Source organism: Marinobacter sp. L-46 (assembly GCF_056859535.1).
The window spans coordinates 44,653-60,955 of record NZ_JBSXOP010000046.1; the positions used below are offsets into that span (position 1 = coordinate 44,653).

At 58.8% G+C, this 16,303-nt stretch carries 15 protein-coding genes; 7 read left to right on the forward strand and 8 right to left on the reverse strand.

Features of this window, described 5'->3' with window-relative positions; all coding sequences use genetic code 11:
* Positions 1–13 precede the first annotated feature (13 nt).
* Positions 14–451 (forward strand): RrF2 family transcriptional regulator, encoded by a 438-nt coding sequence (locus tag AC13DJ_RS05500; protein WP_022987876.1) that lies wholly within the window; start codon positions 14–16, stop codon positions 449–451.
* Here the strand turns inward: AC13DJ_RS05500 and AC13DJ_RS05505 are convergent.
* Both AC13DJ_RS05505 and AC13DJ_RS05510 read right to left on the reverse strand, forming a co-directional pair.
* A complete protein-coding gene (locus AC13DJ_RS05505; RefSeq protein WP_482933354.1) occupies positions 439–1,536 on the reverse strand; it encodes a fatty acid desaturase family protein in 1,098 nt (365 codons plus the stop codon). The genes AC13DJ_RS05500 and AC13DJ_RS05505 overlap by 13 nt on opposite strands.
* Positions 1,537–1,583: 47 nt before the next feature.
* Positions 1,584–2,690: a ferredoxin reductase gene (locus tag AC13DJ_RS05510; protein ID WP_474540292.1), complete on the reverse strand. Its 1,107-nt coding sequence runs from the start codon at positions 2,688–2,690 to the stop codon at positions 1,584–1,586.
* 198 nt (positions 2,691–2,888) lie between these two features.
* Here AC13DJ_RS05510 and AC13DJ_RS05515 point away from each other — a divergent pair, with 198 nt between their 5' ends.
* A complete protein-coding gene (locus AC13DJ_RS05515) occupies positions 2,889–3,527 on the forward strand; it encodes a TetR family transcriptional regulator (RefSeq protein ID WP_058341661.1) in 639 nt (212 codons plus the stop codon).
* A gap of 18 nt (positions 3,528–3,545) precedes the next feature.
* Here AC13DJ_RS05515 and AC13DJ_RS05520 read toward each other — a convergent pair whose 3' ends face one another.
* On the reverse strand, positions 3,546–4,991 hold the full coding sequence (locus tag AC13DJ_RS05520) for a WS/DGAT/MGAT family O-acyltransferase (protein ID WP_199456620.1): 1,446 nt from the start codon (positions 4,989–4,991) through the stop codon (positions 3,546–3,548).
* A gap of 164 nt (positions 4,992–5,155) precedes the next feature.
* Positions 5,156–5,620 carry a hypothetical protein gene (locus tag AC13DJ_RS05525; RefSeq protein ID WP_474544218.1) on the reverse strand — a complete coding sequence of 155 codons (465 nt, stop codon included), beginning with the start codon at positions 5,618–5,620 and terminating at the stop codon, positions 5,156–5,158.
* 143 nt (positions 5,621–5,763) lie between these two features.
* Between AC13DJ_RS05525 and AC13DJ_RS05530 the strand changes: the two genes are divergently transcribed.
* From AC13DJ_RS05530 to AC13DJ_RS05540, 3 genes are read left to right on the forward strand one after another with little or no spacing between them, the layout of a single operon-like run.
* The gene (locus tag AC13DJ_RS05530) at positions 5,764–6,159 is read left to right on the forward strand and encodes a PepSY domain-containing protein (RefSeq protein ID WP_474544220.1); all 396 of its coding nucleotides are present in this window, start codon (positions 5,764–5,766) and stop codon (positions 6,157–6,159) included.
* Positions 6,156–6,827, forward strand: a complete 672-nt coding sequence (locus AC13DJ_RS05535) for a winged helix-turn-helix domain-containing protein (protein WP_286815712.1) — start codon at positions 6,156–6,158, stop codon at positions 6,825–6,827. Before AC13DJ_RS05530 ends, AC13DJ_RS05535 begins: the two co-directional genes overlap by 4 nt.
* The gene (locus AC13DJ_RS05540; protein WP_482933353.1) at positions 6,827–8,158 is read left to right on the forward strand and encodes a sensor histidine kinase; all 1,332 of its coding nucleotides are present in this window, start codon (positions 6,827–6,829) and stop codon (positions 8,156–8,158) included. The genes AC13DJ_RS05535 and AC13DJ_RS05540 overlap by 1 nt, the downstream gene beginning before the upstream one ends.
* Here the strand turns inward: AC13DJ_RS05540 and AC13DJ_RS05545 are convergent.
* The 4 genes from AC13DJ_RS05545 to tmpT all read right to left on the reverse strand — a co-directional run bounded on the left by AC13DJ_RS05545 (position 8,155) and on the right by tmpT (position 13,873).
* Positions 8,155–9,720, reverse strand: a complete 1,566-nt coding sequence (locus tag AC13DJ_RS05545; protein WP_482933352.1) for a SpoVR family protein — start codon at positions 9,718–9,720, stop codon at positions 8,155–8,157. The two genes, AC13DJ_RS05540 and AC13DJ_RS05545, sit on opposite strands and share 4 nt — an antisense overlap.
* Positions 9,717–11,006, reverse strand: coding sequence for a YeaH/YhbH family protein (locus AC13DJ_RS05550; protein WP_482933364.1), 1,290 nt, complete (start codon positions 11,004–11,006; stop codon positions 9,717–9,719). Before AC13DJ_RS05550 ends, AC13DJ_RS05545 begins: the two co-directional genes overlap by 4 nt.
* Before the next feature lie 26 nt (positions 11,007–11,032).
* The gene (locus AC13DJ_RS05555; RefSeq protein WP_482933351.1) at positions 11,033–12,955 is read right to left on the reverse strand and encodes a PrkA family serine protein kinase; all 1,923 of its coding nucleotides are present in this window, start codon (positions 12,953–12,955) and stop codon (positions 11,033–11,035) included.
* Between the two features lie 258 nt (positions 12,956–13,213).
* On the reverse strand, positions 13,214–13,873 hold the full coding sequence (gene tmpT / locus AC13DJ_RS05560) for a thiopurine S-methyltransferase (RefSeq protein WP_224849490.1): 660 nt from the start codon (positions 13,871–13,873) through the stop codon (positions 13,214–13,216).
* A 74-nt stretch (positions 13,874–13,947) separates the two neighbouring features.
* On the opposite strand from tmpT, the gene AC13DJ_RS05565 reads away from it, so the two are divergent.
* Both AC13DJ_RS05565 and malE read left to right on the forward strand, forming a co-directional pair.
* Positions 13,948–14,883, forward strand: a complete 936-nt coding sequence (locus AC13DJ_RS05565; RefSeq protein WP_482933350.1) for a D-2-hydroxyacid dehydrogenase — start codon at positions 13,948–13,950, stop codon at positions 14,881–14,883.
* A gap of 139 nt (positions 14,884–15,022) precedes the next feature.
* Entirely contained in the window at positions 15,023–16,240 is a 1,218-nt protein-coding gene (gene malE / locus AC13DJ_RS05570) for a maltose/maltodextrin ABC transporter substrate-binding protein MalE (protein ID WP_482933349.1), read from the forward strand.
* Positions 16,241–16,303: the final 63 nt, after the last annotated feature.

Sequence of the window (16,303 nt, forward strand, 5' to 3'; positions counted from 1 at the left end):
CTTGGAGCATTAAATGCATATCACCCGTTACACAGACTATTCACTCCGGGTTCTGATCTATCTGGCCGAACAGGGTGACCGGCTGGCAACTATCCAGGAAATCGCCGACAGCTACGAAATTTCCAAGAACCACCTGATGAAGGTGGTGCACCAGCTGAACAAGAAAGGCTACATAGAGACTGTACGCGGCAAGAAAGGCGGCATGCGCCTGCACATGTCCCCGGACGAAATCAATGTGGGAATCCTGGTGCGGGAAACCGAGCAGGATCTGAGTATTGTGGAATGCCTGTCCTCCAACAATGCCTGCAAGATTACCCCGGTGTGCGGCCTCAAGCACATGTTCAGTGAGGCCTTGAATGCGTTCCTGGATGTGCTCGATAAATACACCCTGGCCGATGTGATCCGCGATCAGCACCGGCCACAGTTGGTTCGCCTGCTTCAGATTGCCTGAAGCTGGCCACTTCCCCACTGTTCCAGGCGGGTTCTGACCGCATCCGGCAGGGAGAATCGGGCTATCCGGCTCAGCACGGTGCCGTACTGTTTGGCAAAGCTGCCGGTGTTATAGGGAATGTCATACTTCTTGCACACTTCCTGTACCTTCGCGGAAATCTCCGGGTAACGGTGGGCCGGCAGGTCCGGGAATACGTGGTGTTCCACCTGGTAACTCAGATGACCGCTCAGCACATGCAGCCACTTGCCGCCGGTAAAGTTGGATGAGCCACTCAGCTGACGCAGGTACCAGTGGCCCTTGCTCTCGCCTTCGCACTCTTCCTCGGTAAAGGTTTCCGCATCCTGGGTGAAGTGCCCGCAGAAGATAACCGTGGATGCCCAGATGTTCCGGATCAGGTTGGCGCCCACGTTACCGGCCAGCACAATCGGGGCCACGGGCAGGGTCAGCAGCGGGAAGAAGACATAATCCTTGAAGGCCTGGCGGCCACCCTTGCGGGCGAGGTCCTTCAGGAACGGCAGCTTGTCGCGCCAGCGCAACTCACCCCGGCGAATTTTCTCGCTCTCCAGTTCATGCACGCCCACACCCCACTGGAACAGTACCGTCAGCAGGATGTAGTTCACGAACTGCAGCAGGTGCCCCGGGTGCCACTTCACATCATCGCCCAAGCGCAGCACGGCATAGCCGTAATCCCGGTCCTTGCCGATGATGTTGGTGTAGGTGTGGTGCTCGTAGTTGTGGGTCTGGCGCCAGGATTCGCTGGTGCACACGGTGTCCCATTCGTAGGTCTGGGAATTCAGGGCCGGGTCGTTCATCCAGTCGTACTGGCCGTGCATCACGTTATGGCCGATTTCCATGTTTTCCAGGATCTTGGCGATACCCAGGCTGGCGGTGGCCGCTACAAAGACCGGCGGTATGAAGCCAAAAGGCATCATCACCCGGCCACCCACTTCCAGAGTGCGGTGCAGGCGGATAATCTTGCGGATGTAGGTGGCATCCCGCTCGCCCAGATCAGCCAGCACTTCATCGCGGATGGCATCCAGGTCTTGCTGGAGGCCGTTCAGTTGTTCTTCGCTAAGCTTTTTCATAATGCTTTCTCCATGCGGCGCTCCGGCCGCAACGCAAAAATTTTGGGTTATACGTCTATCTGAACCGGCCCGCGGGGCACGGAAACACAAAGCTGGACGCTTTCTTCGCCGGGGCCGGATACCTTGCCGGTCAAACGGTTAACCACGGTGCCGCTGGTCTTGCGGCAGCTGCACTGGTGGCAGATGCCCATGCGGCAGCCGTAACGGGGCTTGAGGCCTGCAGCTTCGGCAATTTCCAGCAGGTTGGCATCGCCTTCGGAGCCCACATTCACGCTGCTGCGGGTAAAGCTGACCTCACCACCCCGCTGGTCGTTATCCAGGGCGGCCGGGGCAGGGGGTGCAAAAAACGTGCTGTGCATCTGCGATTCGGCCAGGCCACGCTGCTGCAGCAATTCCGTCGCAAGGTCCATCAGACCTTTCGGGCCGCACAGGTAGGCTTCGCGTTCCTTCAGCCCGTCAATCGCTTCCAGGTCTGCATCGCAGAGGAAGCGGGGTTCCTTGCCTTCATGGGTGGCAATGATGTTCAGGGTCAGCCCGGGATAACGGGCGGCGATGACCTCCAGTTTTTCCCGGCCAATAATGTCGTTACCGGTGCGCACGAAATACAGCAGGGTAACCGGCGCCGGGTAGTGGCTGGCGGCCATGGTTTCCAGCTGGCTGAGAACCGGGGTAATGCCGCTGCCGCCGGCGATAAACAGCACGGGTTTGGCGGGCGGCGGAACCAGGAACTCCCCGAAGGCATCGGCCAGGCCGAGGATATCGCCTTCGCTCAGGGAGTCGTGCAGCCAGTTGGTAACCAGGCCGCCCGGCAGGCGTTTAATGGTCAGGGTAATCAGGCCCTGTTTGTGCCACAGCTCCGGTGAGCTGGACAGGCTGAAGGTGCGGGTGCGCCGAATACCGTCGATCTCGGTACAGATGTTCACATGCTGCCCGGCCTCGAAGCCGGTCCACCGGCTGGCGGGCTTGAGTACGAAGGTTTTGGTGTCGGCGGTTTCGGCCATAATGCGTTCTACCCGGGCTGGTGTGTACTCCTGTACCCACATCGGGTTGATGGCACCCGCGAGGGGGTCCAGCCACGCCGCGGGGTCGTCCCGGTTCAGTAATTGCCGGCCAAGCCAGTGCAATGCCTTGGTTTGTGTCAGTCGTGCCAGCATGTTCGTTCTCCGTGTTTGTCGGGTGCCTTGTACGGGTCTATGTGTACAAGTGTTCACTAATGTGTACGACTGTACACACAAGTTTGACTTTCAACAATTACCTGCCCGGAGTGTTGGCTCGAAATGACAAGTTGGAAGGGTTTTTCTACGGTCTAATGTGTACACTTGTGAACCTGATAAACGCGGTATGAGTAAAAGATGGCGGACAAACAACGGCGCAGGCCGGGAGAAACCCGGGAAAAACTGATGAGTGCAGCCCTGGAGCTGGTGGGTAAGGGGCGGCATTTTGCCAGCCTGGGTATCCGGGAGGTGACTCGTCAGGCGGGGGTGGTGCCTACATCATTTTATCGCCACTTCCGGAGCATGGACGACCTGGGCCTGCAGCTGGTGGACGAGCTGGGGCTGGTGTTACGCCGGATGATGCGTGAGGCCAGGGGGAATGTATTGCAGGCAGACAAGCTGATCGAGGAGTCCGTGGGTATATTTGTAGCCCATGCCCAGGCCAATCGCAGTTTTTTCATGTTTATGGCCCAGGGGCTGGCGGGGGAGAGCCGGGCCGTTCAGGAGGGGATTCGCAGTGAAATGCGGTTCTTCGCCAGCGAGCTGGCAAACGACCTGCGGCGGTTGCGGTTGATGCAGCACCTGAGTGATGCCGACCTGGATATGACCTGTGACCTGGTGGTTCGTACCGTTGCCTTCAGCCTGACGGACCTGCTCAGTATCGCTGCGGATGATGATTACCAGGTTGGCCAGGTACGCAAGCGCACTTCCCGCTTTCTGCAGATGATCTTCGTGGGTGCCGGACACTGGCAGAGTGAATCCGGCACCGCACTGTAAGCGGGCCTCATGTTTTAATCAGGCCTCAGGCTTTTTCTTCTTTGCCGTTGACCGCGGCTTCTTCGGCCTGGGCGGCAGCACCAGGCTTTCCAGTTCATCCAGTGCCTCTCCGGTGTACACCGCCAGCTTCTGCATGCTCGGCAGGGTGTCCCGGCAACCGGTGTACCCGAAGTTCAGCGAGCCGGCATAGCTCAGGCAGGTGATGTTGAGGGCGCCGCCGTGGGCAATCAGCGAGACCGGGAACATGGCTTCGAGCTTTGCGCCCTCGTAGTACAGGGTGTTTTCCGGCCCCGGCACGTTCGAGATGGTCACGTTGAACACCGGCCGCATGCGGCCGCCCAGCCCCGACATAAGCTGCAGAATATAGGGTGACATCAGCAGCATGGTGTACTGGGTCAATGCGCTCTTGGGCAGCTTTTGCAGGTGTTCCTTGGCCCGGCGGGTAGAAGCCTTGATCTGCTGCAAGCGGTTCAGCGGGTCTGCCTCGTTGGTAGCCAGGGAGGCAATCATGAAGCTGATCTGGGTACCGGTACCTTCGTCATCCGCCGGGCGGATATTGACGGGAATGCCCGCGGTCAGGGGGATGGCGGGCACACTGTCCTGCTCCAGCAGGAACCGTCGCAGTGCGGTGCCGCACAGGTACAGCACAATATCGTTCAGGGAGCCGCCGGACGCCTGGGCCAGGGCTTTCAGGCGGTCCAGCTGGTAATGCTGGGTGGCAAAGCGACGCTGGCCGGTAACCCGGTGGTTCAGGATAGAGACCGGGCCGGTAAACGGTGCGGTCAGGCCATCTTCCGGGTGGCGAACCGAATGCACCAGGCGGTTGCCGGCCTGCCACAGGCGTGGCGCCATGTCGGCCTGCAGTTTCAGGGCATCCATGGCCTGGGAAACAGCAGCAGGCACGCTCGCCTCCGGGTCGGTTTTACTGCCACGGCGCCGCTCCGGGCGCACGGTCCAGGGCGGCGGCATATTGACCCGGTCCGGATCGGTGGTCAGCACCCGTTGCATCAGGCGCACGCCGCTGATGCCATCAATCATGGAATGGTGCATCTTGGTGTACAGGGCAAAGCGGTTGTTCTCCAGCCCTTCAATTACGTGGCATTCCCACAGGGGGCGGGAGAAATCCAGCGGATTGGAATGCAGGCGCGACACCAGGATACCCAGCTCCCGTTCGCCGCCCGGGCGGGGCAGGGCAGAGTGGCGTACGTGGTAGTCGAGGTCGATATCCTTGTCGACCTTCCAGGCCGGGGCAAGCAGTCGTCCGAGAAAACCAGACCAGGCCAGCTTGTAACCCCAGGGTGGTGCTACATCACCGGCGTCTTTCATGCGGGCAACCATGTCCCGCAGGAAGGTTTCCGGTGCGCCTTCCGGCAATGAAAAAATCTGCAGGGTGCCCACATGCATCGGGGTGTCTTCAGATTCCACAGCCAGCCAGGAGGCGTCCAGTGTTGCGAGCCGTTTCATTCCGTTGTGTTCTCCGCCAGTCGTCCAATTTATGGTTGTTGCCTGCAAGTATACTGGCTAAGCGGCCCGCAAACGATCAAAAACCGAGGTGGTAAGACGATTGTCCAGTCACCCTGCTATCTGGCCGGTGAGCAGGGTGGCTAGAGGCGCTTTCAAGGTTCGGTTTAGTCGTCCCGCTCGACTTTCACCGGTTCCAGGCTGCCGGTACGGAAGTCCACTTCCAGCTCCCGGCCGCTGTCATCGTTGCCTTCTACCTCGATGTCGCCGTTACGCTTGATTTTCAGCTCTTCGATGGTTTCCATGCCCTGCCCGCGGGCGGCATCCAGAAAGACCTGGACTTCCTGCGCGGTCAGGCCATACGAATTGCCTTTGGGCTTGCGGCGCTGTTCCCGCTCGATGTCGCCGTTGCCGTTCAGGTCCAGTTCCACAAACCAGTCCTGGCCCATCCAGCCCTCGATCTCGATGTCATCGGCCCGGTCATCGTCAAACTCGATGCTCTGGAAGTGGGTGATGCCGTAGTCACTGCCAACCTGCATCATGCGTTCGGCGTCTTCAAAGCTGCCCCTGGCAAAGGCTGCGGGGGCTGCGACAAGGCCGCTGATCAATACGATGGTAAGGGTCTTTTTCATGGTGTGCTCCTTGTTTCTCTGTGTTTTGAAACCTGCCGGTTCTGCCCTGTTGGCTACCAGCCTGGGGCCAGATTAACGGGGCAGGGCTTTCAGCATCGTGATAGGCTCATTCATGATTCGTTCATCTGACTTTTGTCACCATAATGAGCATGGACAAAGACCGTTTTTCTCCACCCTTATTGCCCGCAGACCGGTTTTCCCGCCGGGTGGTTCGGGCGTTCCTGCTGGCGCTGCTTGTCGCGGGTACCGTGCCCTTTGCGCAGGTCGCCTGCGCCGACGATGACGATGACTGGCGTCGCCTGCACCATGAGGTGGAAGCCGGCCGCATCAAACCCCTGAGCGAGATTCTCGACAGCCTGGCCCGGGACTGGGTCGGGGATGTGATTGATGTGGATATCGAGAAAGACGACGGTGAGATTATTTATGAGATCGAACTGCTGGGCCCCCAGGGTCAGGTGGTGGAGTTTGAGGTGAACGCCCGGACTGGCGAGGTTCTGGAGATTGAGGGCCGGAATATCCGGGGCATGGAGCGACGATGAAGATTCTCCTTGTTGAAGACGACACCGCACTGGCACAAGGCCTGGCCGGCGCCCTGCGGGAGGCCGGGTTGCTGGTGGAAGTGGCCGGAGACGGCCGCAGCGCAGATTTCCTGGTGAGTACCGAGCGCTACGATGCGGTGGTGCTCGATCTCGGCTTGCCCGATGGTAACGGTAGCCAGTGGTTGGCCGGCTGGCGGGCACGGGGCATTGATTTGCCGGTGTTGATTCTGACTGCCCGGGAACGGTGGTCTGACAAAGCGGCCGGTTTTTCCGCCGGTGCCGATGACTATGTCACCAAACCCTTTGAAACTGCCGAAATCCTGTTCCGCCTGCGGGCCCTTGTGCGCCGGGCCCATGGCCATGCGCACCCGGTGATTACCGTGGGTGACATAGCGCTTGATACCCACGCAGGGCAGGTTACCCGTTCCGGCATGCCGGTGTCTTTGACGGCCCAGGAGTTCCGGCTGTTATCACACCTGATCCATGCGGCGCCCAGAATTGTTTCCCGAACCGAGTTGTCCGAGCATGTCTATGACGGCGACCAGGAGCCGGATTCCAATGTGATCGATGTGCAGGTGAGCCGGTTACGGCGCAAACTCGGTGCCGATGCCATCGAAACCGTACGCGGGCAGGGTTACCGGATGCGTGGTGGCGGGGAACCTGCCTGATGCTTGCACGTCTGCGCCGCTGGCCGGTGGCGGTTCGAATGCTGGTGTCCGCGCTGGTTCTGGTGCTGGTTATCTTGCCCCTGGCGGGTGCCCTGCTGGCCTGGAATTTCCGGCAGACCGTGAGCCAGTCCTTCGACGAGCGCCTGCTGTCCTTCCTGAACGTGGTGATTGCCGGCATCGAATTCGACCCGCAAACCGGTGAACTGACCCCGGGCTCGCAGCTGGGTGATCCCCGCTTTGAGCGGGCGTACTCCGGATGGTACTGGCAGGTAAACGATAACAGCGGCCAGGTTATTACCTCCCGTTCGTTGTGGGATCAGCGCTTGCCCCAGGTCAGTGGCCGCGGGCCGGACTGGGTAGACGTTCCTGGGCCGCGGGAGCAGAGGCTCCGCCTGGTAGAGTGGGATGTTCAGTTACCGGCCTTTGATGGCTGGTTGTCGGTGTCTGTGGCGGCCGACCTGTCGGAAGTGGATACCCAGGTGGCGCGGTTTAACCGGTTGCTGGGGATATCGCTGACTACCCTGGGGGTCTTGCTGTTACTGATGATTGGCCTTCAGATTCGCTGGGGGTTGGCTCCTTTGCGGCGGCTTGAGCAGGATCTGCGCGCCATGGAAGCGGGCCGGGCCCGTTCCCTGACCACAGACCTGCCGGATGAACTGGCAAAGCTGGCGGATGCCATGAACCAGGTGCTTCAGCGCGACCAGGTGCTGATTGACCGGGGTCGCACCGCCGCCGGTAACCTGGCCCATGCGCTGAAAACGCCGGTCTCGGTGCTGACCACCCTGAGTGACAAATTGCCGGATGAGCAAAGAACCGCGTTCCGTACCGAGCTGGCCCGGATTGACGATGCCGTGCGCCATCACCTGGCACGGGCTTCCGCCGCCGGGCCGGCGGCATTGGGCGGTGTAGACCTGGCTGGCGCGCTGGAGCCGGTACTGTCTGCCCTGGGTACACTCGCCGGGCGTCGGGGGCTGGTTCTTGATCCGCATATCAACGGTTCCGGCATGGTCCGCTTTGAACAGCAGGATCTTCAGGAAATTGCCGGTAACCTTCTGGAAAATGCCATCAACTGGGCGGAAAACCGGGTAAGTTTCTCTGCCCGGCTTGGTGTGGACGGATTGGAACTGGTGATCGAGGACGATGGTCCGGGCTTGTCGGCCGACGACATTGAACAGGCCCTCACCCGGGGCGCCCGGCTGGATGAAAGCCGCTCCGGCTCTGGCCTTGGCCTGGCGATTGTGAAAGAGCTGGTGGAGCTCTACGGCGGCAACCTGGACCTTGGCCCCTCGCCGCTGGGCGGGTTGCGGGCCAAGGCCATTTTCCCGGTTTAGTCGTCGGCGGCATCGTCGTTACGGGGCGGGCAGTGGTGCGCCGCTACGATTCGGCCCTCATCCACGCTTTCCAGGTGTACATCAAACCCCCACAACCGGTGCACGTGCCGGAGTACTTCGTCGGTTTCCTGTCCCAGCGGCACCCGGTCCACCGAGATGTGATGCAGGGTCAGTGAGCGGTCGCCGCGCACATCCACATTCCACACCTGTATGTTCGGCTCCCGGTAACTGAGGTTGTACTGGCGGGCCAGCTTTTCCCGGAGAACCCGGTAGCCCGGGTCGTCGTGAATGGCGGTGACGGTGTAGTGGTCTTCCTGGTCGTCGTTTTCGATCGCGAAGAGTTTGAGATCGCGCATCACCTTGGGCGACAGGAACTGCTGGATAAAACTCTCGTCCTTGAAGTTACGCATGGCGAAATGCACGGTTTCCAGCCAGTCTTTGCCGGCGATGTCCGGAAACCATTCGCGGTCTTCATTAGTGGGGTTCTCGCAGATCCGCCGCAGGTCGGTGAAAATGGAAAAGCCCAGGGTGTAGGGGTTGATGCCGGAATACCAGGGGCTGTTGAACGGGGGCTGGTATACCACCGCGGAATGGCTTTGCAGGAACTCCAGCATGAAGCCGTCATTCACCAGGCCCTTGTCGTACATCCGGTGCAACAGGGTGTAGTGCCAGAATGTGGCCCAGCCTTCGTTCATCACCTGGGTCTGGCGCTGTGGGTAGAAGTACTGAGCAAGTTTGCGCACTATGCGAACCAGCTCCCGCTGCCAGGTTTCCAGCAGTGGTGCGTTCTTCTCGATGAAGTACAGCAGGTTTTCCTGGGGCTCTGCCGGGTAACGGGGCCGGCGGTGAACGGTGTCTTCATCCTCGTAGGCTTTCGGTATGGTTCGCCACAGATCGTTGATGCGCCGCTGCTCGTATTCTTCCCGCTCCTTCTGCCGGCGGGCTTCCTCTGCGGCTGAAATCGGGGCAGGGCGCTTGTAGCGGTCAACGCCGTAGTTCATCAGGGCATGGCAGGAGTCGAGAATTTCTTCCACGGCATCCACGCCGTAGCGCTCCTCACACTCCGACACATAGTGGCGGGCGAACACCAGGTAATCGATGATGGCGCTGGCGTCTGTCCAGGTGCGGAACAGGTAGTTGCCCTTGAAGAAGGAGTTGTGTCCGTAGCTGGCGTGGGCGATCACCAGCGCCTGCATGGGCAGGGTATTCTCCTCCATCAGGTAGGCAATACAGGGATTGGAGTTGATCACAATCTCATAGGCCAGGCCCATCTGGCCCCGCTGATAACCCTTGGAGGTTTGCAGGAACTGCTTGCCGAACGACCAGTGGTGATAACCCACTGGCATGCCCACAGAGCTGTAGGCATCCATCATCTGCTCGGCGGTAATCACTTCAATCTGGTTCGGGTAGGTGTCCAGCCCGAATTCGGCGGCGCATTTGGCAATTTCTTCGTCGTACTTCTGGATCAGCTCAAAGGTCCACTCCGAGCCGGTGGAAATAGGTGTTCCTGCCTCGGGTTGTTCGCTCTCCGGTGCGTTCGGGCGATCAATCAGGCTGCTCATGCCGCTTTCCTCTCGAACAACTGTCGGAATACCGGATAAATGTCAGCAGGGTCTGCAATCTGCTGCATGGCAAAGCTTTGCGGGAACTGCGCCAGGATTTTCTCGTACTCATACCAGAGCATCTGGTGGTCCTGGGGGGTGATCTCGATGTAGGAGTAGTACTGCACCAGCGGCAGAATACGCTCCGAGAGCAGTTTGCTGCACACCGGGGAGTCGTCGTTCCAGTTGTCGCCGTCTGAGGCCTGGGCGGCGTAGATGTTCCATTCCGCCGGCGAATAGCGGGCTTCGATGATGCGGTGCATCAGTTTCAGTGCGCTGGAAACAATGGTGCCGCCGGTTTCCCGGCTGTAGAAGAACTCTTCTTCATCGACCTCTTTGGCGCTGGTGTGGTGCCGGATAAACACCACATCGATTTTCTTGTAGTTCTTCTTCAGGAACAGATACAGCAGGATAAAGAAGCGCTTGGCGATGTCCTTGTGCATCTGGGTCATCGAGCCGGACACGTCCATCAGGCAGAACATCACCGCACTGGTGGCCGGTTTGGGCTGCTTCACGTGCTGCCGGTAGCGCAGGTCGATTTCATCAATAAACGGAATGCGCCGCACGTTGGCTTTCAGGCGGGCGATCTCCTCCTCAAGTACGTTGATCTGGTCAGCGTGGCTGAAGGCCGGATCCAGGTCATCGGGAGCGCTTTTCAGGGCTTCCAGCTGCTTTTCCAGGTCCTTGATCTTCTTCTTGCGGGCGCCGCCCAGGCCCAGGCGTCGGGCATGGGCCCCCCTTAACGAACGCACCACATCCAGTTTGGCGGGGACGCCCTGGGTGGTGAAGCCGGAGCGCACGTAACTGAACGCTTCGGTGTCCTTGAGCTTTTTGCGGACCAGGTTGGGCAGCTCCAGATCGTCAAACAGGAAGTCGAGAAACTCTTCCTGGGTGATCTGAAAAGCGAACTCGTCCATGCCTTCGCCATCGGGGCTGGCTTTGCCCTGGCCCTGGCCTTGCCCGCCTCCGCCGTCGGGTTTGGGGATGGTGTCTCCAGCTACCCATTCCTGGTTTCCGGGGTGCACTACTTCCTGTCGGCCGCCCTGGCCATGGTGGAATATAGGTTCTTCAATGTCGCGGGTCGGAATGCTGACTTTCTCGCCCCGCTCGATATCGGTAATGGAGCGCTTCTGAACGGCATCCGACACCGCTTTCTTGATGTGGTGCCGGTACCGGCGCAGGAACCGTTCCCGGTTCACTGCGCTCTTGTTTTTGCCGTTCAGGCGCCGGTCAACGATGTGGGTCATACCCATAGAACTGCTCCTGCTGGCCGTTAGTGGGACTTCCGGACGCGCAGATACCATTCGGCAAGCAAGCGCACCTGTTTCTCGGTGTACCCACGGTCAACCATGCGTTCCACAAATTGCTTGTGCTTCTTCTGGTCTTCCTGGCTGGCCTTCGGATTGAAGGAAATCACCGGCAACAGGTCTTCTGTGTTCGAGAACATCTTCTTCTCGATCACGCTGCGCAGCTTCTCGTAGCTGAGCCAGGACGGATTCTTGCCGCCGTTGTTGGCCCGGGCCCGCAGCACAAAGTTGACCACTTCGTTGCGGAAGTCCTTCGGGTTGGATATGCCCGCCGGTTTTTCGATTTTCTCCAGCTCATCGTTGATGGAGGAACGGTCCAGAATCTCGCCGGTTTCCGGGTCCCGGAACTCCTGATCCTGAATCCAGAAATCGGCATAGGTGACATAGCGGTCGAACAGGTTCTGGCCGTACTCGCTGTAGCTTTCCAGATAAGCCGTCTGGATTTCCTTGCCGATAAACTGGACATAGTGGGGCGCCAGGTATTCCTTGATGAAGCGCAGGTATTTTTCCTGCAACTCCGGCTGGAACTGTTCCTGTTCGATCTGCTTTTCCAGCACATAGAGCAGGTGAACAGGGTTGGCGGCAATCTCGGTGGTGTCGAAATTAAATACCTTTGACAGGATCTTGAAGGCAAAGCGGGTAGACAGACCGTCCATGCCTTCCATCACCCCGGCCGCATCCCGGTACTCCTGGATGGACTTGGCCTTGGGGTCGGTGTCCTTGATGCTCTGGCCGTCGTATACCTTCATTTTGGAGAAGATGCTGGAGTTTTCCGGCTCCTTGATCCGCGACAACACCGAGAACTGGGCCAGCATATCCAGGGTGTCCGGCGCACAGGGGGAGCCCGCCAGAGAACTGTTCTTCAACAGTTTGCGGTAGATCTCTATCTCTTCGGTCACGCGCACACAGTAAGGCACCTTGACGATGTACACCCGGTCCAGGAAGGCTTCGTTGTGCTTGTTGTTGCGGAAGGTCTGCCACTCGGATTCATTGGAGTGGGCCAGGATCACGCCGTCAAAAGGCACCGAACCCATGCCTTCAGTGGTGTTGTAGTTACCTTCCTGGGTGGCGGTCAGCAGCGGATGCAGCACCTTGATTGGTGCCTTGAACATCTCTACAAACTCCATCAGCCCCTGGTTGGCCTTGCACAGGCCGCCGCTGAAGCTGTAGGCATCCGGGTCATCCTGGGAATAGTCTTCCAGCATGCGGATGTTGACCTTGCCTACCAGGGCCGAGATGTCCTGGTTGTTGTCGTCACCCGGCTCGGTCTTGGACACACCGATCTGGTCCAGCACCGAGGGGTAGCGTTTCACCACCCGGAACTGGCTGATGTCGCCGCCAAATTCGTGCAGGCGCTTGACCGCCCAGGGCGACATGATGTTTTTCAGGTAGCGGCCCGGAATGCCGTATTCCTCTTCCAGAATCGGGCCATCCTCGGCCGGGTCGAACAGGCCCAGCGGGCTTTCGTTCACCGGAGAGCCCTTGATCGCGTAGAAGGGGACCTTCTGCATCAGGGCCTTGAGTTTCTCGGCCAGGGAAGATTTACCGCCGCCAACGGGGCCGAGCAGGTAGAGAATCTGTTTCTTCTCCTCCAGGCCCTGGGCCGCGTGGCGGAAGAACGAAACGATGTTTTCCACGGCATCTTCCATGCCGTAAAACTCGTCGAATTCCGGGTAGCGCTTGATAACCTTGTTGGAAAAGATGCGTGACAGGCGGGGGTCACGGGAGGTATCGATCAGTTCTGGTTCGCCGATGGCAATCAACATCCGCTCCGCGGCGGTGGCATAGGCCGTTGGGTCCTGTTTGCAGATCTCCAGGTATTCCTCAAGGGAGTATTCTTCCTCCTGAGTCTGTTCATACCGGTCCTTGAAGTGCTGCAGAATGGTCATAGATAACCCCTCGCTTACTCTTGTCTGTTATAGGTTCACGCAATGTCCCCGTTGCTGTTTCGCCGCCTGTCCCGGCGGTGTCTCTGGTAATGGAATGAATGGGATGGTGTTAAGCAGGTATACGTTATCCGGAGGTTTCCGGCCTGCTTATTCTGAGCTTAGTTCAGAGTTCGGGGGTTGGACAGTGGGCAGTCAAATTAGGTTCATTAAATTATGTTATGAGCGGCAAGCCAGGGGCTTGCCGCTCATGATCGAAGGTTATTTCTTGGCGAGGGTAAACACGCTTTCCGTGGCGCCGTTTCTCAGGCCACGGCGTTTGGCAAACGGGTTGTCACGGGCCATGTCTCGTTTCAGCACGTGGTTGATTTCGTAGTCCTCGCCGTAGAGCTTGAACACTTCGTCGTCGGTCACGTTGAACGGCGGGCCCTGCATTTCCGAACTGTCGTAATCCAGCGTGATCAGCAGGATTCTGGTGTCGTCCGGGATGATGGCGGTGAGGTGGTCGACATAGCCTTTGCGCATTTCCGGCGGCAGGGCAATCAGAGCGGCGCGGTCGTACACCAGGCGAATGTGCTTGAGATCGTCCGGCACCAGCTGGAAATAATCGCCACACCAGATTTGAAGATCGTCATGGCGGAAGGTGGTAAAGGGTTCACCCGGGTGAACGCTGGCTTTTTCCCGCGCCTCTTCAAAAAAGTCCTTGCAGGCAATCTCGCTTAACTCCACGCCGATAATCGGATGCCCGCGATCGTGCAGCCACCACATGTCATGGGCCTTGCCGCACAGGGGAACGAACACGGCGTCGGTGCCGTTGCCTGCCAGTTCGGGCCAGTGGTCATGCAGGTACTGGTTAACCGTGCCTTCGTGGAAGCCGATTTGGTCTTTTGCCCAGCGTTCGTGCCAGAATTCGTGTTCCATGGGTAGCCTCCCGGAGATTGATCATTTTCCTCAGTCTACCTTAATCTGTGGGGTCGATGAGTCAGGAGAAAAGTATGAAAGCCGTTTTTCTGGATGCCGCAACACTGGGCGAGGATGTGGATCTGAGCCCCATTGAAAACATCACCGGCGGACTGACCTGCCACCCGCGCACCAAGCCGGATCAGGTGATTCAACGGATTCGGGGCTTTGATACGGTGCTGGTGAACAAGGTGGTGCTGAACCGCGAACATTTTGAAGCCTGCCCTGAACTGAAAACCATCGCGGTGGTGGCAACTGGCCTCAATAACATCGATCTGGAGGCCGCCAGGGCCCACGACATCAAGGTAATGAACGTCACCAATTATGGCCGTTCCACCGTGGCCCAGCACACCATGGTACTCATCCTGGCACTGGCCACCCGGCTGCTGGATTACAACCGGGATGCCCGCAATGGCCTGTGGGCCAAAAGCGATATGTTCTGCCTGATGGACTACCCGATTATGGAACTGGAAGGCAAAACGCTGGGCATTGTCGGCTACGGCGATCTGGGCCAGGGTGTAGCGGAACGGGCCAAAGCGTTTGGCATGAACATCGTGCTTGGCTGCCGGCCCGGCCAAGAGCCCGGAGAGGTGGACGGCTATCCACGAGTTCCGTTGGATGACCTGTTGAAGCAGGCCGACGTGCTCTCCTTGCATTGCCTGCTGACAGAAGAAACCCGCCATATGATTGGCGCCCGGGAACTGGAACTGATGAAGTCCTCGGCATTGTTGATTAACACCAGCCGCGGCGGCTTGGTTGATGAAGTAGCTTTGGCTGACGCCTTGCGCAACGGCGATATTGCCGGCGCGGGCTTTGATGTGCTGACCGAAGAACCTCCCCGCAATGGCAACCCGCTGCTGGCAGACGCTATTCCCAACCTGATTCTCACCCCGCACTCGGCCTGGGCCAGCCGTGAGGCCAGACAACGGATTGTTGAGATTACGGCGCGGAATCTGACGTCGGGTGCCTGAGAACTGCTCGACTTCGCCGGGGGGATAGCGCTACGCCCCTGGCGTACTCCCCGAAAAGTTGGCCGTGGTATGGCGCGATCATTGATGCTCTTTGCTTACATGTTCGGAACGCCGAATAACAAGAAAAGGGCAACATGCAATGATCCGAACCATTCTGGCTGTTCTGCTGTCTTTCAGTGTGTTTTCACCTCTGGCTTCTGCCTTTGAACGTGGCGAGTTGCTCATCTGGATAAATGCCGACAAGGGCTTTAATGGCCTTGCGGAGGTGGGTAGACGGTTTGAGCAGGAAACTGGCATTCCTGTCACGGTAGAGACTCCCGAAGATCTGACCACTCTCTACGATCACTATGGGTTCACGGCACGGGCCCCGGACATCATTATCTGGCCCCATGACCGTTTTGGTAGCTGGATCAACGAAGGTCATTTGGAGCCCGTCGTTCCCTCTCTCCATGTGCGAGAGGTTATAGCGCCGTTCGCCTGGCAGTCGGTCTCTGTTGGCGAACGGGTCTATGGCTATCCCATTGCCATGGAGGTGGTCAGCTTGTTGTACAACAAGGATCTGGTCAGTACACCACCGAACACGCTGACGGAGGTTGCTGAGCTGGATCGTGAGCTGCGTGCCCGGGGGGCCCGTGCCATTGCCTGGGATTATCTGAATGTGTACTTCTCTTGGCCAATCTTTGCCGGTTCTGGTGGCTACAGTTTTGGCGCCAGGGACTTTGTTTACGACCTGAGTGATGTGGGCGTAGCGACCGATGGCGCGATAGAAGCCGTGGCCGGAATCCGCATGTTGCTTGAGCAAGGGGTGCTGAATCAGGGCGAGGATTATGGTTCCATGATGAATGGGTTCAAGGCAGGCGAGGTGGCGATGATTATAAACGGTCCCTGGGCCTGGAGTGAGTTGCGGGATACGGGCATCAGGGTAGGTATCGCTGATGTCCCTACGGTAGACGGTTCACCGGGGCGGCCGTTTGTGGGTGTGTTGGCGGCTGGTATCAGCGCGGTATCCACCAACAAGGAGATCGCCCGCCAGTTTCTGGAAGACTACCTGCTGACAGAAGACGGACTCCATGCGGTCAACAGCGATAAACCCCTGGGCGCCGTGGCCCATCTTGGTGTTGTAGAAAGCCTGAGTGCAGACCTGTTCATAGATCATACCTTCCGCTCTGCGCGTAAGGGAGAGATCATGCCTAACATCCCCGAAATGAAACGGTTCTGGGATCTGATGACCCATCGCTTTGCCAGCATGCTGACGGAAGACGCGCCAATTCGGCCCACGCTGACCAATGCTGCTACCCGGTTGCAGCGTCTGGATAAATTGAGGGGTTGGACGCGGCGGCACTTTGTCGGGGAGTGAGCGAAATACCGGGTTTCGGGGTTGTTTACTGACAGCTGCCTGATAAGCTTGAAGAAACACTGA

Excerpts from the sequence above, each read along its gene's own strand:
- AC13DJ_RS05540 (WP_482933353.1), top strand. The coding sequence starts at position 6,827 with ATGCTTGCACGTCTGCGCCGCTGGCCGGTGGCGGTTCGAATGCTGGTG.
- AC13DJ_RS05510 (WP_474540292.1), bottom strand. The coding sequence starts at position 2,690 with ATGCTGGCACGACTGACACAAACCAAGGCATTGCACTGGCTTGGCCGG.
- AC13DJ_RS05555 (WP_482933351.1), bottom strand. The coding sequence starts at position 12,955 with ATGACCATTCTGCAGCACTTCAAGGACCGGTATGAACAGACTCAGGAG.
- AC13DJ_RS05530 (WP_474544220.1), top strand. The coding sequence starts at position 5,764 with ATGAGCATGGACAAAGACCGTTTTTCTCCACCCTTATTGCCCGCAGAC.
- tmpT (WP_224849490.1), bottom strand. The coding sequence starts at position 13,873 with ATGGAACACGAATTCTGGCACGAACGCTGGGCAAAAGACCAAATCGGC.
- AC13DJ_RS05545 (WP_482933352.1), bottom strand. The coding sequence starts at position 9,720 with ATGAGCAGCCTGATTGATCGCCCGAACGCACCGGAGAGCGAACAACCC.
- AC13DJ_RS05565 (WP_482933350.1), top strand. The coding sequence starts at position 13,948 with ATGAAAGCCGTTTTTCTGGATGCCGCAACACTGGGCGAGGATGTGGAT.
- AC13DJ_RS05525 (WP_474544218.1), bottom strand. The coding sequence starts at position 5,620 with ATGAAAAAGACCCTTACCATCGTATTGATCAGCGGCCTTGTCGCAGCC.
- malE (WP_482933349.1), top strand. The coding sequence starts at position 15,023 with ATGATCCGAACCATTCTGGCTGTTCTGCTGTCTTTCAGTGTGTTTTCA.
- AC13DJ_RS05515 (WP_058341661.1), top strand. The coding sequence starts at position 2,889 with ATGGCGGACAAACAACGGCGCAGGCCGGGAGAAACCCGGGAAAAACTG.
- AC13DJ_RS05535 (WP_286815712.1), top strand. The coding sequence starts at position 6,156 with ATGAAGATTCTCCTTGTTGAAGACGACACCGCACTGGCACAAGGCCTG.
- AC13DJ_RS05520 (WP_199456620.1), bottom strand. The coding sequence starts at position 4,991 with ATGAAACGGCTCGCAACACTGGACGCCTCCTGGCTGGCTGTGGAATCT.
- AC13DJ_RS05500 (WP_022987876.1), top strand. The coding sequence starts at position 14 with ATGCATATCACCCGTTACACAGACTATTCACTCCGGGTTCTGATCTAT.
- AC13DJ_RS05505 (WP_482933354.1), bottom strand. The coding sequence starts at position 1,536 with ATGAAAAAGCTTAGCGAAGAACAACTGAACGGCCTCCAGCAAGACCTG.
- AC13DJ_RS05550 (WP_482933364.1), bottom strand. The coding sequence starts at position 11,006 with ATGACCCACATCGTTGACCGGCGCCTGAACGGCAAAAACAAGAGCGCA.